This window comes from Polynucleobacter sp. AM-26B4, from assembly GCF_018882285.1.
Lineage (GTDB): Bacteria > Pseudomonadota > Gammaproteobacteria > Burkholderiales > Burkholderiaceae > Polynucleobacter.
Genome location: NZ_JACVOT010000001.1, coordinates 861,655 through 880,191, shown reverse-complemented (window position 1 = coordinate 880,191; position 18,537 = coordinate 861,655). Strand labels below are relative to the sequence as shown.

The window sequence follows — 18,537 nt, the reverse complement described above, 5'->3', positions numbered from 1 at the left end:
CAAATAAGTTCAGGGTTCTCTGACAGTTCAATCAATCTTAATTCATAGACTGCTTGTCTATGAGCTCAATTATCACCGTTAAACAATCACACCCCTATTATCCAAGCAGATTGCTGGATTTGCCTGATGCCCCTCAAGAAATTTACTGCCTAGGTAATCTTGAAGCGCTGAAAATCCCAGGTCTTGGCATTGTTGGGTCTCGTCAAGCATCCAATGAAGGCTTGAAAACTGCCTCTTATTTTGCGAACGCTGTGGTTGACCATGGCTTATTGGTCGTTTCTGGGCTGGCCGAGGGTATCGACTCAGCGGCCCACTTAGGGGCTCTACAGGCTAGGCCGCTTCTATCGACCATAGCCGTTTGTGGGACAAGCTTAGATCGCTGCTACCCCAGCAAAAATCAATCCCTATTCCAAACTATTGCTCGTCAAGGCTTACTGATTTCAGAATATCCATCTGGCTCGGTCACCAAACCATACTTCTTTAGACAAAGAAACCGGCTGATTGCCGCACTCTCTTTAGGGATATTGGTGGTTGAGGCAGCTATTCGCTCAGGCTCTTTGACAACTGCAAAATACGCCAATGATTTGGGGCGCGAGGTGTTTGCCATCCCCAACTCCATTCACCAACCCCAATCATTGGGGTGTCACCAGCTCATTAAGGAAGGTGCAAAGCTAGTGGTGCGGCCTGGGGATATATTTGAAGAATTAAGGTTTTTTGAAAAATAATCCATATTAATCAAGGACTAATGGCTGGTTAGGGATATGGGTTTTCTTAATTATTTCCTTCTTTTCCATTTATCGGTTAATAATGAAAAAAGGAAATTCATTTAATTAGACCCATTGGGGAAGCTGTCACGTGGCAAAAACAACTGCTCAAACTGGACCTTTTAAGGCCTTAATCATTGCTGAAAAACCATCGGTTGCAGCGGATATCGCGCGCGCACTGGGCGGATTCACAAAACATGAGGATTACTTTGAAAGTGATCAGTTTGTTGTTTCATCTGCCGTTGGACACCTGCTTGAAATAGCCGCTCCTGATGCGTATGAAGTTAAACGAGGCAAATGGTCATTTGCTAACTTACCAGTGATTCCACCACACTTTGATCTTCGTCCGATTGCTAAAACAGAAGCCCGGTTAAAAGTTTTACAAAAACTGATCAAACGCAAAGATATCAACCGTTTGATCAATGCTTGTGACGCGGGTCGAGAGGGTGAACTTATTTTCCGCTTGATCGCACAGCACACCAAAGCCACTCAAAAAGTTGAGCGCTTATGGCTACAGTCCATGACGCCTCAAGCCATTAAGGATGGTTTTAGTAAATTGCGCAGCGATGAAGAACTGCTCAACCTTGCCAATGCAGCACGCTGTCGCTCAGAGTCTGATTGGTTGATTGGTATCAATGGCACGCGTGCCATGACCGCCTTTAATAGTAAAAGCGGTGGCTTTTTCTTAACCACCGTAGGGCGTGTGCAAACGCCAACGCTCTCGATCGTGGTTGAAAGAGAAGAGCTGATCAGAAAATTTATCTCTCGAGATTACTGGGAAGTCACTGCTGAATTCATTTGTGCAGCAGGTATTTATCAGGGCAGATGGTTTGACCCTAAGTTTAAAAAAGACTCTAAAGACGCGAACGCAGATCCAGAGAAAAAAGACAGTCGCTTGTGGAGCGAGGCAGCAGCTGCAAGTATTGTTGCCGCTTGTCACGATAAAACTGGCAAGGTCCGCGAAGAATCAAAGCCAAGTTCTCAGGCAGCTCCGCAGCTTTTTGACTTAACCAGTTTGCAACGTGAGGCGAACGCTAGGTTTGGTTTCTCAGCAAAAAATACCTTGGGCTTAGCTCAAGCTTTGTATGAAAGACACAAAGTTCTTACTTACCCAAGAACTGATTCGCGCGCCCTACCAGAAGACTATCTACCTACTGTCACCAGCACTTTAGAAATGCTGGCCGAGAGTTCTGATAACTACTATCCGCATGCCTCACAAATCTTGAATAACTCTTGGGTCAAGCCTAATAAGAAGATTTTTGATAACAGCAAAATTTCTGATCACTTTGCGATCATCCCAACTCTTCAGGCTCCAAAAAATCTTTCTGAGCCAGAGCAAAAACTTTATGACTTGGTGGTTCGTCGTTTCATGGCAATCTTTTTCCCATCTGCCGAATTCAAAGTCACCACTCGCATTACTGAAGTAAGTGGTCATCTATTTAAAACAGATGGCAAGATTTTGATCAATCCAGGTTGGCTAGCAGTTTATGGAAAGTCGTCACAAGACGACAAAGAGCTTGTTGTGGTCGGCGAGAATGAAAAGGTTCAAACTGAGTCCGTCACGCCAAATCCATTAAAAACAAAACCTCCAGCACGGTACACCGAGGCAACGCTTTTATCTGCCATGGAAGGTGCGGGCAAACTCATTGATGACGAAGACTTCCGTGAAGCCATGTCTGAAAAAGGCTTGGGTACCCCCGCCACTAGGGCAGCGATCATTGAAGGTTTGTTATTTGAAAAATACATGGTTCGTGAAGCAAGAGAAATTATTCCAACCGCCAAAGCTTTTCAGTTAATGACTTTGTTGCGAGGTCTGGGCGTTGAAGAATTAACCCATCCAGAATTGACGGGCAACTGGGAACACAAACTTGCGTTGATGGAAAAAGGTCAAATTGATCGCAATACCTTCATGCAAGAAATTGCACAAATCACTCAGCGAATTGTTAAGCGTGCCAAAGAATATGACAGCGATACGATTCCTGGTGATTACGCAGATCTAAAAACACCTTGTCCTCATTGTGGCGGCTTAGTCAAAGAAAACTACCGTCGCTTTGCTTGTGAAAAATGTGGCTTCTCTATCAGCAAAATTCCTGGTGGCCGCGCATTTGAATATCACGAAGCCGAAGAGTTCATTAAGAATAAAGAGATCGGCCCACTCCAAGGTTTTAGAAGCAAGATGGGGCGCCCATTTGCTGCGATCATTAAATTAGTCTCTATTCCTGAAGACGACAAAGACTATCCAAATGCTGGCTACAAACTTGAGTTTGATTTTGGTAACAGCGATGAAGACAACAATGAAGAAGTTGACTTCACTGGTCAATCGTCATTAGGCGCCTGCCCTAAGTGCTCAGGCGCAGTTTATGAGCATGGCATGAAATATCTCTGCGAACGCAGTGTGGGTCCGAACAAATCCTGTGATTTCTCTACCGGCAAAGTTGTCTTGCAACAAGAGATTTCTCAAGAGCAAGTATCAAAACTTTTGAATGAGGGTAAAACAGATTTACTCACCAATTTCAAATCGTCCAGAACTGGCCGAGGCTTTAAAGCCTATTTGGCACGTCAGGCGGATGGCAAAATCGGTTTTGAATTTGAAGCGCCCGCTAAAAAACGCGCAGGCAGCAAAGCAGAAACCAAGTCTTCTGATAAGCCTAAGCCAGCTAAACGAGCACCTGCAAAAAAACGCGCGTCCAAAAAAGCTGATTGACGAATCTCTTCTGCCAGATGTTCTGTGAACATCTGGTGGGCGAGCGCTGACCACATCACACCTCTTGATCCCAAAGAAGTCAAGATGTACAAACCGGGATATCCTTTGACAGGGCCCATGATTGGTAGACGATCGCTGGCCACGCAACGTATCCCAACAAACGCATCCAATGGTTCAATTTCTGCAAGGTCACATTCCTTGCCCAGCATTTCCTGAATGAGACTTAAGTTTTCTTGATGGCTTTTCTGCCATACATTCAAATCTTCTTCGTGCTCATCGTAGCTTGATCCAACCATCCATTGGTAAGAGCCATCATTCATTTCAATCGGGGGTAAACAATACGCCTTGCCAGAAATGGCCACGCTTGGTCGGCATCTAGCCCATGAGCTTTCTTTTTTGTAGCCAAAGGTTGATAGTTGTCCGCGAACAGGCTTCAAAGGCAAATCAATCTGTGTTGATGCTGCCAATGATTTAACTCCTAAACCGCTCGCCAAAAACAATCGAGGCGTCACCCCAATGATTTTTTGCTCTTCGTCATAAACAACCCAAAGTTTGTCACGATATGCAATTTTTGTAACTGTGCATGACATCCTGACCTGCTGGTCTGTTAATTCAGAAAACAGATCCTCGCAAATTTGCTTGAGGTTCACCCAGCCGCCTTCTGGGAAAAATGTGCCCGCCAATGACACCCCACAAAGTACCTTAGCTTCATCAGGAGAAACTACTTGAGCATTTTGATGATTGAATCCTTGGGATAGTAGGCGCTCACTCATTAGTTTTTTATCATGGTTTTCTGCATTTCTAGCCAGATGTAAAACACCCTTACCAGACCAATAATTAGCCCAAGTTTGCTTGGCTTCGTTGAAGGCAAGCATGCTCAAACGTTGAAGTCTTGAGGCTCCTCGCCCAACATAAGGATGACATAGCGCGCCATCATGCCCACTGGTGCCCTGAGCAGGTGAGCTTCCTGAGTCAATCACTAAAAAATTATTTAAGTCATTGTTTTTTAATGATTTTATGATCGATGAGCCCGCAATACCTCCGCCAATCACAATTGCTTCATGGGCTTGAGGGGGAGTTGGCATATTCATGGGAGCCTTTATAATGCATGTCTGATCAAAATGAGCAAGATTTATGCAGTTAATGTGGGTTTCTGGTCCAACAGGCCGGGTACGAAAAATATCGATTACCTTAAGAACCGTTTCAATCGCGGTTGGTATTCTCGCAGCACTTTTAGTGGCGGCGGGCGGTATTCTGCATTTTGTCGGCTTAAGAATTGCGATTGAAGCCAGGCCTGATTTGGCCAGAGCGATGGGCGGTGTTTTAACCCAGGCAGAACAAGATCAAATAGAACAAGCTTACAAAGAGCGTCTTCAAGCAATTCAAGAAAAGCTTCAAACAACCTCTGATGAAATTATTCAAATTCAAAAGCTAAAAGATAAATTCATGGACATGGCCACGCCAAGCGCGGTCAAGTCTCAGATTCCTGGCGGTAACGGCAAGGGCGGTCCTCACAAACTTCCCGAAATGAAAGTCAAAAAAGATGTTCGCCTGATTGACGCCCTTGATAGCTCGCTTCAAGACATGACGGAGTTCAAAAAGAGCGTTTCTGAAATCAATGCCTTATGGGAAAAGCAGCTCACTTGGTTGAATGGCTTGCCAACAGGCATTCCTGTTAAAGATAACTACAGCTTAAGCAGTGGCTTTGGCTTAAGGCTAGACCCTTTCTTGCACACCATGGCAAAGCATGAGGGCTTGGACTTCTCTGCACCTGTCGGCACGCCGATTCTTGCCTCTGCAGGTGGCGTTGTTAGCCGATCAGGCTGGGACTCTCAATACGGCAATGTGGTTGAAATCAATCATGCTGAAGGTTTTAAAACACGCTACGCCCACGCAAGCCAATTATTGGTCAGAGTAGGTCAAACAGTTAAACGTGGTGACATGATTGCCAAGGTTGGCAACACCGGAAGATCAACAGGCCCACATCTTCATTATGAAGTCATGAGAGCTGGCAATCACATCAATCCAGCAAACATGTTCCCAAAGCGCGCCAACTAATTAAGCCCCAATAAAAAAGCCCCTTGCTTGAAAACTCAAACAAGGGGCTTTTTGTTTCTATTGATTGTTTAGCTGGCTAAACGCTTTTCTAGAGCCTGCTTTGTTTCAACCAACTCTTTTGGCAAATGATATGAGAGCTGATCAAATAACTGATCATGCAACTTCATTTCTTCTTGCCATGCAGCTTTATCAATTGAAGTTACCTGATTGAACTGGTCTTCGCTGAAATCAAGACCTGCCCAATTGATATCTTTGTGTGAAGGTGTCGTGCCAAAAATATTTTCCTGTCCTTTGGCTTTACCTTCGATGCGCTCAAGCATCCAAGCTAGAACGCGCATGTTTTCACCGTAGCCTGGCCATACAAACTTTCCAGCTTCGTTTTTACGGAACCAGTTAACACAGTAAATGCTTGGCAATTTTGCGCCTTCTGCTTCAAGCTTTTTACCCATGTTCAACCAATGTTGGAAATAGTCGCTCATGTTGTAACCAGCGAAAGGCAACATCGCGAATGGGTCGCGGCGAACAACACCTTGCTGACCAGCAGCAGCGGCAGTTGTTTCAGAGCCCATGGTTGATGCCATGTAAACACCTTCAACCCAATTACGTGCCTCTGTCACCAATGGCACCGTTGTTGAACGACGACCACCGAAAATGAATGCATCAATTGCAACACCATCAGGATTGTTCCACTCTGGATCAATCACTGGATTATTAGTTGCGGCAACTGTGAATCGAGCGTTTGGATGTGATGCTTTTCTTCCTGCTGCGCCATCTGCAGGAGTCCAGTCTTTGCCTTGCCAATCGATGAGGTGATCTGGAGCTTTGTCAGTCATGCCTTCCCACCAAACATCGCCATCATCTGTTAGTGCCACGTTTGTAAAGATGACATTCTCATTCAAAGAAGCCATGCAATTAGCATTGGTCAATGTGTTGGTGCCTGGAGCAACACCGAAATAGCCTGCTTCTGGATTAATCGCAAACAAGCGGGTTTTTCCTGTGACAGGATCCTTACGTGGCTTGATCCAAGCAATGTCGTCACCGATGGTGGTGACTTTCCAACCTTGATAACCTTGTGGTGGAATCAACATGGCAAAGTTAGTTTTGCCACAAGCTGATGGGAATGCTGCAGCCACGTGGTATTTTTTACCTTCAGGTGATGTAACACCCAAAATCAACATGTGTTCAGCCAACCAGTTTTGATCGCGACCCATGGTTGAAGCAATTCTCAAAGCAAAGCATTTCTTACCTAACAATGCATTGCCGCCGTAACCGGAACCAAAAGACCAAATTTCACGAGTTTCTGGATAATGAACAATGTACTTGGTGCTGCTGCATGGCCAAGCCACATCTTTTTCACCCGCCTGTAGTGGCTTGCCAACTGTGTGAACGCAAGGCACGAAATCACCTGTGGAACCCAACACATCAAAAACACCCTTGCCCATGCGAGTCATGATGCGCATGTTGATAGCAACATACGGGCTGTCTGATAACTCAACACCAATGTGGGCGATTGGAGATCCTAGGGGCCCCATTGAAAAAGGCACAACATACATCGTTCTGCCTTTCATGCAACCTGTGAATAATGGCTGTAGCGTCGTGCGCATTTCAGCTGGATCCATCCAGTTATTGGTTGGGCCCGCATCTTCTTTATTTTTAGAACAAATATAAGTTCTGTCCTCAACCCTGGCCACATCGCTTGGGTCTGAACAGGCTAGATATGAATTTTTTCTTTTTGCTGGATTTAGCTTTTTTAGTGTTCCAGCTTCAACCATTTGAGCGCACAAACGATCGTATTCTTCTTCACTACCATCACACCAATAAACATTGTCTGGCATTGTCAAAGCAGCCACTTCAGCCACCCAGTCAATCAACTTTTGATGTTTAACATAAGATGGCACATTAAGGGTGGCCACGCCCTTCATCGTTGGTTGGTTCATAGTTAAGTTAGTTAAATTGGAATAGCATAAGGATACCACTTTGTAGGCTGTTTTACCCCCGGAAGGCTCCCTTGAGTCTGACCCTAATTAGACAAAAATGCCATTAGTGACAGCTTGCTGGGCATCCCTTTTTCCCAGCTCATAGGCCCGTGGCATCAGATCGTGTCTTGAATAGTCCCAGCTTGAAATTGGAACTTTTTGGCTTGGTTGTATGTATGTCAGCCTTAAACCTGGCAGCTCTTGAATAAATGGATTGGGAAGGTCATATCTTCTAGTTAACAAAACAAGGGCTTCCTGATTTTTTTCACCAGGAATTGCAGGAGTCAGCCCATCAATCGGCACATTATCAATTAAGCCCCCATCCAAAATGGCCTGACCATCTCGGTACATCACTGGCGTAAATGGCGGGGTACACGATGACTGCAAAATTGTTTCTATGAGTTCATCGATGTCGGCGCATGCTTTGGATGAAACAAACAACCTTGAAAAGCCAAGACGCTTGCCGGACTGAGGATGAAGTGGTCGCTGAAATTTCTTTTCAAGCTCGTATGCCAACAAACCCATGGCGACGGAAAGTTTGGGGCTTAAATAACTCGGAGTCTTAGCCAGCCCAATCAAAATCTCTGGGCCCTCCTGAATTCGCTCAAAACCATCAGCCAAAATATTTTCAAGGGCTGCTCTGTACAGGCGATAGTGGGGGAAAAGTGGCTCGCTTGAGAAAAGATTTTTCCAATCCACATTGCTTGAAACAGAAGCCAATGCTTTTGAGTAGTAATGAAGGCCCCATTGGGCACCTTCATCGCCAGGCCTGGCTGAAAACAAACAAGCAGTTGCAGCGCCAGCACTCACAGCAACAATTTTTGTGGGGCGCTGGGGAATGGCCTCATTCAGAGCATTCCAAAATCCGGCCTGCCACCAACAACGATTGCCGCCGCCCGCCAAAACAACTTGATCGAATTGCATGGCCACGACTTACTTACCAATGCAAAAGGTGCTGAAAATTTTTCCCAACAAATCATCTGGCAAAAATTGACCTGTGATGGTCGAAAGCTCATCTTGAGCAAGCCGCATTTCCTCAGCAGCCAACTCTATGGATGATGTTTGTGCCTTTAATAAAACCAAAGCATTCTTAATGTGTTGTTCTGCATTTAAAAGTGCTTCAACGTGTCTTTTTCTAGCCAGGATGCCGCCCTCTGACTCGGGCTGCCATCCAGCAACTTTTAATAATTCACTCTTTAATTGTTCTAGGCCCTGACCAGTTTTAGCAGACACAAACAATTGATCTTGAAGATCAATTGTTTGTTTTGATGATTGATCAAGCTTGTTCCACACTATTTTTATCGGAACGTTCTTAGATGTCTTGAGTTTGATTCGCTTAATTAAATCTTGGTCTTCTGTTGATATTTGAGACCCCTGGGTGAGATCCATTAAGTGCAAAACCAAGTCGGCCTGCTCAATCGCTTGCCATGTTCTTTCAATACCAATTTGCTCAACACTATCTTGAGTCTCTCTCAAGCCAGCGGTATCAATGATGTGAAGCGGAACGCCATCTAGCTGAATCGTTTCTTTGAGTCGGTCGCGCGTCGTGCCAGCCACGTCCGTCACGATGGCAATATCCTCGCCCGCAAGAGCATTCATCAAAGAACTTTTACCAACGTTTGGCTGACCAACCAAAACCACTGTTAAACCATCGCGAATAATCGAGCCTTGCTGAGCAGCGTTTTTTACGTCTTGAATGTTTGCAAGAATTTTCTCTAATCGATTAAAGACATCATGCTGCTCAATGAAATCAATTTCTTCTTCCGGAAAATCTAAGGTTGCCTCAGTCAAGGCCCTGATTTCAATTAACGCATTTAAGAACACATCAATTTTTTTAGAAAAATCACCTTTGAGAGATTTTGCGGCACCCTTAGCAGCCAAAGTACTGCTGGCATCAATCAAATCCGCCACAGCCTCGGCCTGAGCCAGGTCCATTTTTCCATTCAGAAAAGCTCTTTCAGTGAACTCACCGGGGCGAGCTAAGCGCAAGCCCATACTTTTTCCAAGCTGAAGACAATGATCGAGCAGTAGATTTAGTGCAGGCGTGCTGCCATGACACTGCAGCTCTAAAACATCTTCACCGGTATAAGAATGTGGCGCAGGAAAAGCAATCGCCAAGCCTTCGTCAATCAAATCACCTGCGGCATCATTGAATTGAACCAAGGTTGCATGTCTTGATGCTAGCTCTTTAAGACAAAGGGCCTTGCTAATCTGCAAGACCCCTGTTCCCGATAAACGAATTATTCCAACACTGGCGCGACCATTAGCCGTGGCTAAAGCAATGATTGGTTCGCGCTCATGAATCATACTTAAGCAGGTTTTTTAGCCCCGCCGTAAATTTTATTAATTTGCCACTGTTGTGCGATTGACAAGATGTTGTTCACGACCCAATACAAAACCAAGCCTGATGGGAAGAAGAAGAACATCACTGAGAAAGCAATTGGCATGAACATCATGAGTTTTGCTTGTATTGGATCTGGTGGCGTTGGATTGAGTTTTGTCTGAATGAACATTGAAACAGCCATTAGGATTGGCAACAAACCAATAGGCGCGCCGAACCAAACACCAAACAATGTATCTGGTTTTGACAAGTCCTGGATCCAGCCCAACCAAGGGGCGCCCCTCATCTCTACTGAAGACAACAACACCCAATACAAGGCAATAAAAACGGGAATCTGAATCAATACCGGGAAGCAACCACCCAAAGGATTGATTTTCTCTTTGCGGTACATTTCCATCATGGCCTGATTAAGCTTCTGTGGCTCACCCTTATGACGCTCTTTCAGTTCTAAAACTTTTGGCTGAACAAGCTTCATGCGAGCCATTGATTTATAGCTCGCTGCAGATAGTGGGAAGAAAACAAGCTTGATCAACATTGTCAAAAGAATGATTGACCATCCCCAGTTATTCACTAAGGCATGAATCTTTTCAAGCAACCAGAAAATTGGTTTCGCCAAAATAGTGAACCATCCATAGTCTTTAACCAACTCTAGGCCCGGAGCAATTTTTTCTAATACGTGCTCTTCTTGAGGACCAACAAATAATTTAAGTGTTTCTGTTTTCTCTTGGCCAACACCCAATATTTCTAGCTTTGATTTAACGCCAATTCTGTATTGGTTGCCATCTAACTTTCCTACATACAAATCTTTTTGGAAGTTATTAGATGGAATCCATGCAGAAGCAAAATAATGTTGCACCATGGCAACCCAAGTTGGACTGTCTTTCTGCTGAGAACCTGGTATTTTTGCTTTGTTTTTTTCAATGTCAGTAAATTCTATTTTTTGGAATTTTTCTGCATCGGTATAAAGCGCTGGGCCAGTGAACGTCGCATAAAACATGCTCTCTTCTAGCTTGCTGTTATCGCGAACCAATTCTGCGTACAAAGTCACATCTGCTGATGGGTTGCTCAAGTTTTTGATGGTGTGCTTTGCATCAACAACATAAGAACCATTTTCAAGCGTGAGAACCTTTTCTAGACGAACGCCATTCTTTTCAGCAACCAAAGTAACTGAGTTGCCTGCAGAGTTTTTACTGACTGAAAAAAGCTGCGTGTGATTTGGCAACTCAACACCAGACGCTGAAACCAAACCAGATCTCGCGAAATATTGACGCGCACTGCTACGCTCAAAAATTAAAACGCCAGATTTATCTTCTTCGAAATGTTTTGTTAATTGCGCTTTGCTGATAACGCCACCGAGCGTATCAATTTCCAAGCTAATGACATCATTTTTTAACGTAATGATTTCACCAGTTTTATTTGGTGCAAACAATGTTGGTGCATTTGGGGTAGCTGATGTTGTTGCTACAGCTTTAGGCAAATCAGCCTTTGGTGCGCTTGTTGTAGCTGGTGCATCTTTAGCAGCAGGTTGTTGAGCTTCAACTTTAGGCTTAGAAAAGAATGAGTTTTGGCCATTGTGCATCTGCCATGCATCGAACAACAAAATGGCCGATATTGTAAAAATTGCCCAAAGTAAGGTTTTTCTGATGTCCATTATTTTTTCTGTATTAAATAGCGTAAGCAGGAATTGTAGTGTTAGATTGTTACTTCTTTGTGTTCTTTTCTGGTACTGGGTCAAGACCACCATTGGCCCATGGATTACATCTCATTATTCTGTAGATTGCCAACCCCGAACCCTTGATCGCGCCATGTTTTTCCAAAGCCTCCATGGCATAACAAGAGCAAGTTGGGTGAAAACGACATTGCGCCCCCCAAAAAGGGCTTAGTAATAACTGATAAAGCCTAATCAAGCCTTTTAACAAGCTAGCAATCATTTGCTCGCGCCCACCTGATTAAACAGTTGTTCTTTAATTTGACGTCTTTCTCGCTCTCTTAGCTTGCCTCGACTAGATTCGCCAATTTTTTTTCGCAACCTTAAAACCACCAGCTGGCCATCTAAGTTAAGAAGGTTCTGACGATACGACTCTCTCATCAAACGCTTGATTCGATTTCGATCAATCGCTCTTTTGGCTAATTTTTTGGGAACGGTCAATGCGATGCCAGGCTCACCAGCAAGGGTGTGTATGGCGAGATGTTTGGTGTTGCTTGGTTTTTGAGCCAATATTGATCTAATCAAATTGGCGTCGGAAAGAGAAAAAGAGCGAGCCACTTGATTGCTCGCTTTTCTATCTTTTTCTTGCTGTTGCTTAAACAGCGAGGCGTTTACGACCCTTGGCACGGCGCGCATTCAAAACATGGCGACCACCTTTTGTTTTCATGCGAACACGAAAACCGTGGGTACGTTTACGACGGGTTACTGATGGTTGATATGTACGTTTCATAATTATTTCCTAGCGAACCTTAGATTCTCGCTTTTTTCCTTTACACCGTCAATAGCTATTTACGGTGTATTTTTTTATTTTGGCATTTATCTTGTTGTTTTTGCTAATTTTTTTATGTTATCAACATGTTATCCACAGCTTATCCACCGACTTATCCTTTGTGGATAACTTTTAACAGCATCTACAATTGCCTCGTGAATACAAATACCCTGACAAATTCCGCGTTAATAGCAAATTCAAACCTTGAGACATTTTGGGCGTTTGTAGCAGATTCTTTTTCTAAAGAGCTTTCCCCACAACAGTTTAAAACATGGATCAAGCCTCTTTTTCCTCTTTCTTTTGACCAAGAAAACTTAACTCTTTCCCTGGCGGCGCCCAATAGATTTAAGTTAGATTGGGCAAAAAACCAATTTAATCAAAGATTTATAGAGCTTGCTCAAACACATTTTGGGGCCCCAATTGCGCTTGATTGGGTGCTTGATCCTAAAGTGAAGCTTCTTAATACAGAAGAGCAGCAATCTGAATTTATTAGTGAAGATCTTGGTCAGACCAATCTCTCGGCTAGCTTTCCAGGCACAGGTGAGGGCGTAGATGAAGTTAACGAACTTCCAAGCATTGGTATTGATGGCCGGTCGCGCCTAAACCCCGGTCTTACTTTTGATAGTTTTGTTACTGGTAAAGCCAACCAGCTTGCTCGTGCGGCCGCAATACAAGTGGCCAATAACCCCGGTTCATCTTATAACCCAATGTACCTTTACGGTGGCGTAGGTCTTGGTAAGACTCATTTGATTCATGCTATCGGCAATCATTTGTTACAAGAAAAACCGAAGGCAAAAATCAGATACATTCATGCTGAACAATATGTATCTGATGTGGTCAAGGCCTATCAACAAAAGTCTTTTGATAAATTCAAACAGTACTACCACTCTTTGGATTTGTTGTTGATTGACGATATACAGTTTTTTGCTGGAAAGCCTCGCTCTCAAGAAGAATTCTTTTATGCATTTGAGGCTCTAACAGCCAATAAATCTCAGGTAATCATGACCAGCGATACATATCCGAAAGAAATTTCGGGTATTGATGATCGCTTGATTTCAAGATTCGATTCAGGTTTAACGGTCGCTATTGAGCCACCTGAACTTGAAATGCGGGTTGCCATCTTGATGAAAAAGGCATTGGCAGAAGGCTTGCCGCTGACCGAAGATGTTGCCTTTTTTGTTGCCAAGCATCTACGTTCTAACGTTCGCGAGCTCGAGGGTGCTTTAAGAAAAATCCTGGCCTATGTGCGTTTCCATGGAAAAGAAATCACGATAGAGGTTGCTAGAGAGGCCCTGAAAGACCTTCTTTCCGTACAAAACAGACAGATTTCTGTTGAAAATATTCAAAAAACGGTCGCTGATTTTTACAACATCAAAGTCGCGGATATGTACTCAAAAAAGCGACCTGCTAATATTGCTAGACCAAGACAAATTGCCATGTATATTGCTAAGGAATTGACTCAAAAAAGCCTTCCTGAAATTGGCGAGTTGTTTGGTGGCCGGGATCACACCACGGTGTTGCATGCAGTTAGAAAAATCACCGATGAAAGGTCTAGAGACAATCAACTAAACCATGAATTACATGTGTTAGAACAGTCTCTAAAAAATTGATTTTTGCTTGTGGAAATCCTTGTGGATAATTGCTGTATAAGTATGTTTATAAGTGTGTGAATGGATTGTTGATGAATTGTGGATAAGTACAACAAACATGACAAAACAGAAAAGTTATTAAATCTTATTCAAAGCTTATACAAAACATATCCACAGGTATTTATTGAAGGTAAAATACTGATTAATAAATGAATTTTTAGTTATCCACAGAATTTTGTTGCTTTATTAACTACTACTATAAATATATATACATATAAATAAATACAGGAATAAGAACCATGGAACTGGTCAGTACAACAAGAGACAAATTACTAAAACCACTTCAACTAGTGAGTGGCATTGTTGAGCGTCGTCACACGCTTCCGATCTTAGCTAATTTGTTATTCAAGAAAAATGGATCATCTGTTTCTTTGATTTCTACAGATATTGAAATTCAAATCACAACCCATGCAGACTTTGGTGTTGGTTCAGACAACCTCAGTACAACTGTTGGTGCAAGAAAATTAGTAGATATTTTGCGTGCGTTGCCAGAGGGTGCAATGACCTTGTCTTTGAAAGACAGCAAGATGGTTGTTCAAAGTGGCAAGAGCCGTTTCACTCTTCAAACATTGGCAGCCAACGAATTTCCAATCATGTCTGAATCACCAGATTTTTCAGCCAGTTGGGAAATGTCTCAAAAATCATTGAAGCAATTGATTAGCCAAGTGCACTTTGCAATGGCACAACAAGACATTCGTTATTACTTGAATGGTATGTTGTTTGTTTTAGAAGGACAAAGAATCATTGCTGTAGCGACCGATGGTCATCGCTTGGCCTACAGTCACGTTGATCTTGATAAAGCACCATCTGGTAATGGTCAAAAACAAGAAGTGATCATTCCACGTAAAACAATTCTTGAGCTACAACATTTATTGGAAGACTCAGAAGATCCAGTGGTTGTTTCTCTAGCAAGCAATCAAGTTAAATTTAACTTCGGCGATGTTGAACTTTTGTCAAAGCTTGTTGAAGGTAAATTCCCTGATTTCCAGAGAGTGATTCCAAAAGGTCAGAATAACAAGTTGGTGGTCAGCCGTGATGCACTACAAGCATCATTACAAAGAGCAGCGATCTTAACAACCGATAAATTTAAGGGTGTGCGCTGTATTCTTTCTGATAACTGTTTAACTATTCAATCAACTAACGCAGAACAAGAAGAAGCTCAAGAAGATATTGAAACTGAATACAGTGGTGACAAGATTGATATTGGTTTCAACGTGTCTTATTTGTTAGATGTTTTAGCAAACCTAAAAAATGAATCAATTCAAATTTGTTTGGGTGACTCCAATAGTAGTGCAGTGATCACCCTTCCAGAACAAGAAGGTTTCAAATACGTTGTCATGCCAATGCGCATTTAATAGAGTTACTAGAAAAGAATAATCAATGACTGTTGAAGCAAAAACACCAGAGCAGTATGGCGCATCCTCGATTCAAATTTTAGAAGGATTAGAGGCAGTAAGAAAAAGACCAGGTATGTACATCGGCGATACGTCCGATGGAACTGGTTTACACCATTTAGTTTTTGAAGTTCTAGATAACTCAATTGACGAAGCGTTGGCTGGTCATTGTTCAGAAATTACAGTAACAATTCATACTGATAATTCAATATCAATTATTGATAATGGTCGCGGCGTGCCAACAGGCATTAAGTACGACGATAAGCACGATCCAAAGAGAAGCGCTGCTGAAATCGTGATGACTGAATTGCATGCGGGCGGTAAGTTCGACCAAAACAGCTATAAAGTTTCTGGCGGTCTCCATGGCGTAGGTGTGAGTTGCGTGAACGCACTCTCAAAGTGGTTACGCTTGACGGTTAAGCGCGATGGCAAAGTTCATTTCATGGAGTTTGCAAGAGGCGTTGCTCAAAACCGTGAATTGGTTGAGGACGCAGGCAGCATGACTTCTCCAATCAAAGTCATTGGTGAAACAGACAAGCGCGGTACAGAAGTTCATTTTTTGGCCGACGTAGAAATTTTCGGTAATGTTGAATACCACTATGAAATTCTTTCTAAGCGAATCAGAGAACTCTCATTCTTAAATAACGGCGTTCACATTCGTTTGATTGACCAGAGAACTGGCAAGGAAGAAAACTTTGCCTTTTCAGGTGGAGTAAAAGGTTTCGTTGAGTACATCAACAAGAGTAAAACAGTTTTACACAGCAATATTTTCTATGCAGAAGGCGAAAGACCATCTGATTTAGGCGGAACAATCACGGCCGAAGTGGCCATGCAATGGAATGATGGTTTTAACGAACAGGTTCTTTGCTTCACGAATAACATCCCTCAGCGTGATGGCGGTACACACTTAACTGGTTTGCGTGCTGCAATGACTCGCGTCATCAACAAATACATTGATGAAGAAGAGCTAGCGAAAAAGGCAAAAGTAGAAGTTACTGGCGATGACATGCGTGAAGGTTTAACTTGCGTTCTTTCGGTCAAGGTGCCAGAGCCAAAGTTTTCTAGCCAAACAAAAGATAAATTGGTATCAAGTGAGGTGCGTGGCCCGGTTGAAGAAATCGTCAGCTCCTTGTTGACTGATTATTTACAAGAAAACCCACAAGACGCAAAAATCATTTGCGCAAAAATCATTGAAGCGGCTAGAGCCAGAGAGGCTGCTCGTAAAGCGCGAGACATGACTCGACGCAAGGGTTTGTTGGATGGCCTGGGTCTTCCAGGTAAGCTGGCTGATTGCCAAGAAAAGGATCCAGCCAACTCTGAACTATTCATCGTCGAGGGCGACTCTGCGGGAGGTTCTGCGAAGCAGGGTCGTGATAGAAAATTCCAAGCCATTTTGCCGCTTAAAGGAAAAATCCTTAACGTTGAAAAAGCGCGCTTTGACAAAATGTTAAGCAGCCAAGAGGTTGTTACTTTGATCACAGCCCTAGGCACCGGTATTGGTAAAGAAGAATATAACGCTGATAAATTGCGCTATCACCGCATCATCATCATGACCGACGCGGACGTTGACGGAAGCCACATCAGAACCTTGTTGTTAACTTTCTTCTATCGTCAAATGCCAGAGTTGATTGAACGCGGTCACATTTATATTGCACAGCCGCCGCTGTATAAGGTCAAGCAAGGTAAAAATGAGCAGTACATCAAAGATGATGTTGCATTGAATGCTTATTTGCTTAACTTGGCACTTCAGGGCGCTAGCGTTTCATTGGCGGATGGCTCTTCAATTGATAACGATCGTTTGGTTAAGCTGTCGTCTGACTATCAAACCATTCAAAGCATTGTTGATCGTCTATCAAGAACCATGGATGAAGGCGCTTTAAGAGCTATCGCCAATGGCGTACGTTTAAATCTAGATACAGAGGCGGAAGCCAACAAGTCTGCAGAGGGCCTTAATAACTATTTTGCAAACTCTCACGAGCGCATCGCTAAGCCACAGATCATTGTGCAAAAAGATGAGCGTACTGAGCGCTATCGCTTGTTGCTTTCAAGAAAAGTACACGGCAACACAAAGCTATCTTTAATTGACTCTGATTTTGTGCACGGCGCTGATTATGAGTCTTTGGCAAAAGCATCCGCAGCCCTTACAAACGTTTTGGGTACGGGCGCAACAGTTAAGCGTGGCGATCCAGATAAAACAATTAAGGAAGCCAGCGTTAAAGATTTCCGCGAAGCCATGGAGTGGTTACTTTCAGAGGCTGAACGAGGCGTTAGCCGTCAACGCTACAAGGGTCTTGGTGAAATGAACCCAGGTCAACTTTGGGAAACAACGATGGACACCAACACAAGAACCTTGTTGAGGGTTCAAATTGAAGACGCTATTGCTGCTGATCAAGTATTCACAACATTGATGGGTGATGAAGTTGAGCCACGCCGCGCATTCATTGAGTCTAATGCGCTGATTGCAAGAAACATTGATGTCTAAAAAGATGGCGGGTAACAAATTGATTGTGGTTCGGGAGTCTGGTGTTCACGGTAATGGTGTTTTCGCTAAACGCGATATTCCAAAGGGCACCAAGATCATTGAATACACGGGCGAAAGAATCAGCTGGAAAGAAGCGGTTAAGCGCCATCCACACGATTTATCTCAACCGAATCACACGTTTTATTTTGGCCTCGAAGACGGTTCAACTATTGACGCTAAATTTGGTGGCAATGAATCAATGTGGGCAAATCACTCTTGTAACCCAAACTGTGAAGCCCTAGAAGAAGACTTTGGAAAAACAACCCGGGTATTCTTGTATGCCAAAAAAGACATTGCTGCTGGCGATGAACTTTTCTACGACTACGGCTTGGTGGTTGAGGGCAAGCAAACCAAAAAGTTAAAAAAAGAATACGAATGCCGTTGCGGACAAAAAAAGTGTCGCAAAACCATGTTGGCAAAAATTAAATAAGCCATATGTTTATCAGCATTCAAGAGCTAGAAGCGGCCATTAATTTTTGGCGTGAGCAATCCCCTTCCCGCGGCGAAGCTTTGCAGCTTTGCCCTCAGGCTGCAGCCCTTGCAAAACCCTATGCAATGATGATCATTCAATCGTCCCAAAGGGTTCCTTTGGACGGATTAAGCGATTCCGCGCAAGCGGCTTGGAAAGAATACCTCTCTCGCAAAGGTTAATG

The 18,537-nt window shown here is 43.4% G+C and carries 15 protein-coding genes and 1 pseudogene; 8 read left to right on the top strand and 8 right to left on the bottom strand.

The features are described 5' to 3' along the window. Positions 1–59 precede the first annotated feature (59 nt). Complete coding sequence (dprA, locus tag ICE88_RS04395; protein ID WP_216249811.1) at positions 60–725, top strand: DNA-processing protein DprA; 666 nt, start codon at positions 60–62, stop codon at positions 723–725. A gap of 130 nt (positions 726–855) precedes the next feature. Beyond that, entirely contained in the window at positions 856–3,468 is a 2,613-nt protein-coding gene (locus ICE88_RS04390) for a DNA topoisomerase III (RefSeq protein ID WP_216249810.1), read from the top strand. Positions 3,469–3,566: 98 nt separating this feature from the next. Here the strand turns inward: ICE88_RS04390 and mnmC are convergent. Next, positions 3,567–4,553: pseudogene (mnmC, locus tag ICE88_RS08525) on the bottom strand (FAD-dependent 5-carboxymethylaminomethyl-2-thiouridine(34) oxidoreductase MnmC); the annotation flags it as partial. A 49-nt stretch (positions 4,554–4,602) separates the two neighbouring features. Here mnmC and ICE88_RS04385 point away from each other — a divergent pair. Next, on the top strand, positions 4,603–5,526 hold the full coding sequence (locus ICE88_RS04385) for a M23 family metallopeptidase (protein ID WP_216249809.1): 924 nt from the start codon (positions 4,603–4,605) through the stop codon (positions 5,524–5,526). A 68-nt stretch (positions 5,527–5,594) separates the two neighbouring features. Here ICE88_RS04385 and ICE88_RS04380 read toward each other — a convergent pair whose 3' ends face one another. From ICE88_RS04380 to rpmH, 7 genes are all read right to left on the bottom strand, one after another. Further along, on the bottom strand, positions 5,595–7,463 hold the full coding sequence (locus ICE88_RS04380; protein ID WP_216249807.1) for a phosphoenolpyruvate carboxykinase (GTP): 1,869 nt from the start codon (positions 7,461–7,463) through the stop codon (positions 5,595–5,597). A gap of 87 nt (positions 7,464–7,550) precedes the next feature. Then, positions 7,551–8,426: a patatin-like phospholipase family protein gene (locus ICE88_RS04375; RefSeq protein WP_216249804.1), complete on the bottom strand. Its 876-nt coding sequence runs from the start codon at positions 8,424–8,426 to the stop codon at positions 7,551–7,553. A 9-nt stretch (positions 8,427–8,435) separates the two neighbouring features. Next, positions 8,436–9,809 (bottom strand): tRNA uridine-5-carboxymethylaminomethyl(34) synthesis GTPase MnmE, encoded by a 1,374-nt coding sequence (gene mnmE / locus ICE88_RS04370; RefSeq protein ID WP_216249801.1) that lies wholly within the window; start codon positions 9,807–9,809, stop codon positions 8,436–8,438. Positions 9,810–9,811: 2 nt separating this feature from the next. Continuing rightward, positions 9,812–11,494 carry a membrane protein insertase YidC gene (gene yidC / locus ICE88_RS04365; RefSeq protein ID WP_216249797.1) on the bottom strand — a complete coding sequence of 561 codons (1,683 nt, stop codon included), beginning with the start codon at positions 11,492–11,494 and terminating at the stop codon, positions 9,812–9,814. Between the two features lie 49 nt (positions 11,495–11,543). Then, positions 11,544–11,774: a membrane protein insertion efficiency factor YidD gene (yidD, locus tag ICE88_RS04360; protein ID WP_216249794.1), complete on the bottom strand. Its 231-nt coding sequence runs from the start codon at positions 11,772–11,774 to the stop codon at positions 11,544–11,546. Beyond that, the gene (locus ICE88_RS04355; protein ID WP_370624428.1) at positions 11,771–12,187 is read right to left on the bottom strand and encodes a ribonuclease P protein component; all 417 of its coding nucleotides are present in this window, start codon (positions 12,185–12,187) and stop codon (positions 11,771–11,773) included. The genes yidD and ICE88_RS04355 overlap by 4 nt, the downstream gene beginning before the upstream one ends. Then, complete coding sequence (gene rpmH / locus ICE88_RS04350; RefSeq protein ID WP_088812781.1) at positions 12,147–12,281, bottom strand: 50S ribosomal protein L34; 135 nt, start codon at positions 12,279–12,281, stop codon at positions 12,147–12,149. Before rpmH ends, ICE88_RS04355 begins: the two co-directional genes overlap by 41 nt. A gap of 227 nt (positions 12,282–12,508) precedes the next feature. Between rpmH and dnaA the strand changes: the two genes are divergently transcribed. The 5 genes from dnaA (at position 12,509) to ICE88_RS04325 (ending at position 18,535) form a co-directional block, all read left to right on the top strand. Further along, the gene (gene dnaA / locus ICE88_RS04345; RefSeq protein ID WP_370624449.1) at positions 12,509–13,930 is read left to right on the top strand and encodes a chromosomal replication initiator protein DnaA; all 1,422 of its coding nucleotides are present in this window, start codon (positions 12,509–12,511) and stop codon (positions 13,928–13,930) included. A 278-nt stretch (positions 13,931–14,208) separates the two neighbouring features. After that, positions 14,209–15,324 (top strand): DNA polymerase III subunit beta, encoded by a 1,116-nt coding sequence (gene dnaN, locus ICE88_RS04340; RefSeq protein WP_216249784.1) that lies wholly within the window; start codon positions 14,209–14,211, stop codon positions 15,322–15,324. A 25-nt stretch (positions 15,325–15,349) separates the two neighbouring features. Then, positions 15,350–17,845 carry a DNA topoisomerase (ATP-hydrolyzing) subunit B gene (gene gyrB / locus ICE88_RS04335; protein ID WP_216249780.1) on the top strand — a complete coding sequence of 832 codons (2,496 nt, stop codon included), beginning with the start codon at positions 15,350–15,352 and terminating at the stop codon, positions 17,843–17,845. Beyond that, positions 17,838–18,314, top strand: coding sequence for an SET domain-containing protein (locus ICE88_RS04330; protein ID WP_216249778.1), 477 nt, complete (start codon positions 17,838–17,840; stop codon positions 18,312–18,314). The genes gyrB and ICE88_RS04330 overlap by 8 nt, the downstream gene beginning before the upstream one ends. 5 nt (positions 18,315–18,319) lie before the next feature. Then, positions 18,320–18,535 (top strand): DUF3717 domain-containing protein, encoded by a 216-nt coding sequence (locus tag ICE88_RS04325; protein WP_216249774.1) that lies wholly within the window; start codon positions 18,320–18,322, stop codon positions 18,533–18,535. Positions 18,536–18,537: the final 2 nt, after the last annotated feature.

Bases quoted from the DNA above. Each gene is read 5' to 3' on its own strand.
- dprA (WP_216249811.1), top strand. From the start codon at position 60: ATGAGCTCAATTATCACCGTTAAACAATCACACCCCTATTATCCAAGC.
- ICE88_RS04385 (WP_216249809.1), top strand. From the start codon at position 4,603: ATGCAGTTAATGTGGGTTTCTGGTCCAACAGGCCGGGTACGAAAAATA.
- ICE88_RS04380 (WP_216249807.1), bottom strand. From the start codon at position 7,463: ATGAACCAACCAACGATGAAGGGCGTGGCCACCCTTAATGTGCCATCT.
- ICE88_RS04375 (WP_216249804.1), bottom strand. From the start codon at position 8,426: ATGCAATTCGATCAAGTTGTTTTGGCGGGCGGCGGCAATCGTTGTTGG.
- mnmE (WP_216249801.1), bottom strand. From the start codon at position 9,809: ATGATTCATGAGCGCGAACCAATCATTGCTTTAGCCACGGCTAATGGT.
- yidC (WP_216249797.1), bottom strand. From the start codon at position 11,494: ATGGACATCAGAAAAACCTTACTTTGGGCAATTTTTACAATATCGGCC.
- yidD (WP_216249794.1), bottom strand. From the start codon at position 11,774: ATGATTGCTAGCTTGTTAAAAGGCTTGATTAGGCTTTATCAGTTATTA.
- ICE88_RS04355 (WP_370624428.1), bottom strand. From the start codon at position 12,187: ATGCGCGCCGTGCCAAGGGTCGTAAACGCCTCGCTGTTTAAGCAACAG.
- rpmH (WP_088812781.1), bottom strand. From the start codon at position 12,281: ATGAAACGTACATATCAACCATCAGTAACCCGTCGTAAACGTACCCAC.
- dnaN (WP_216249784.1), top strand. From the start codon at position 14,209: ATGGAACTGGTCAGTACAACAAGAGACAAATTACTAAAACCACTTCAA.
- gyrB (WP_216249780.1), top strand. From the start codon at position 15,350: ATGACTGTTGAAGCAAAAACACCAGAGCAGTATGGCGCATCCTCGATT.
- ICE88_RS04330 (WP_216249778.1), top strand. From the start codon at position 17,838: ATGTCTAAAAAGATGGCGGGTAACAAATTGATTGTGGTTCGGGAGTCT.
- ICE88_RS04325 (WP_216249774.1), top strand. From the start codon at position 18,320: ATGTTTATCAGCATTCAAGAGCTAGAAGCGGCCATTAATTTTTGGCGT.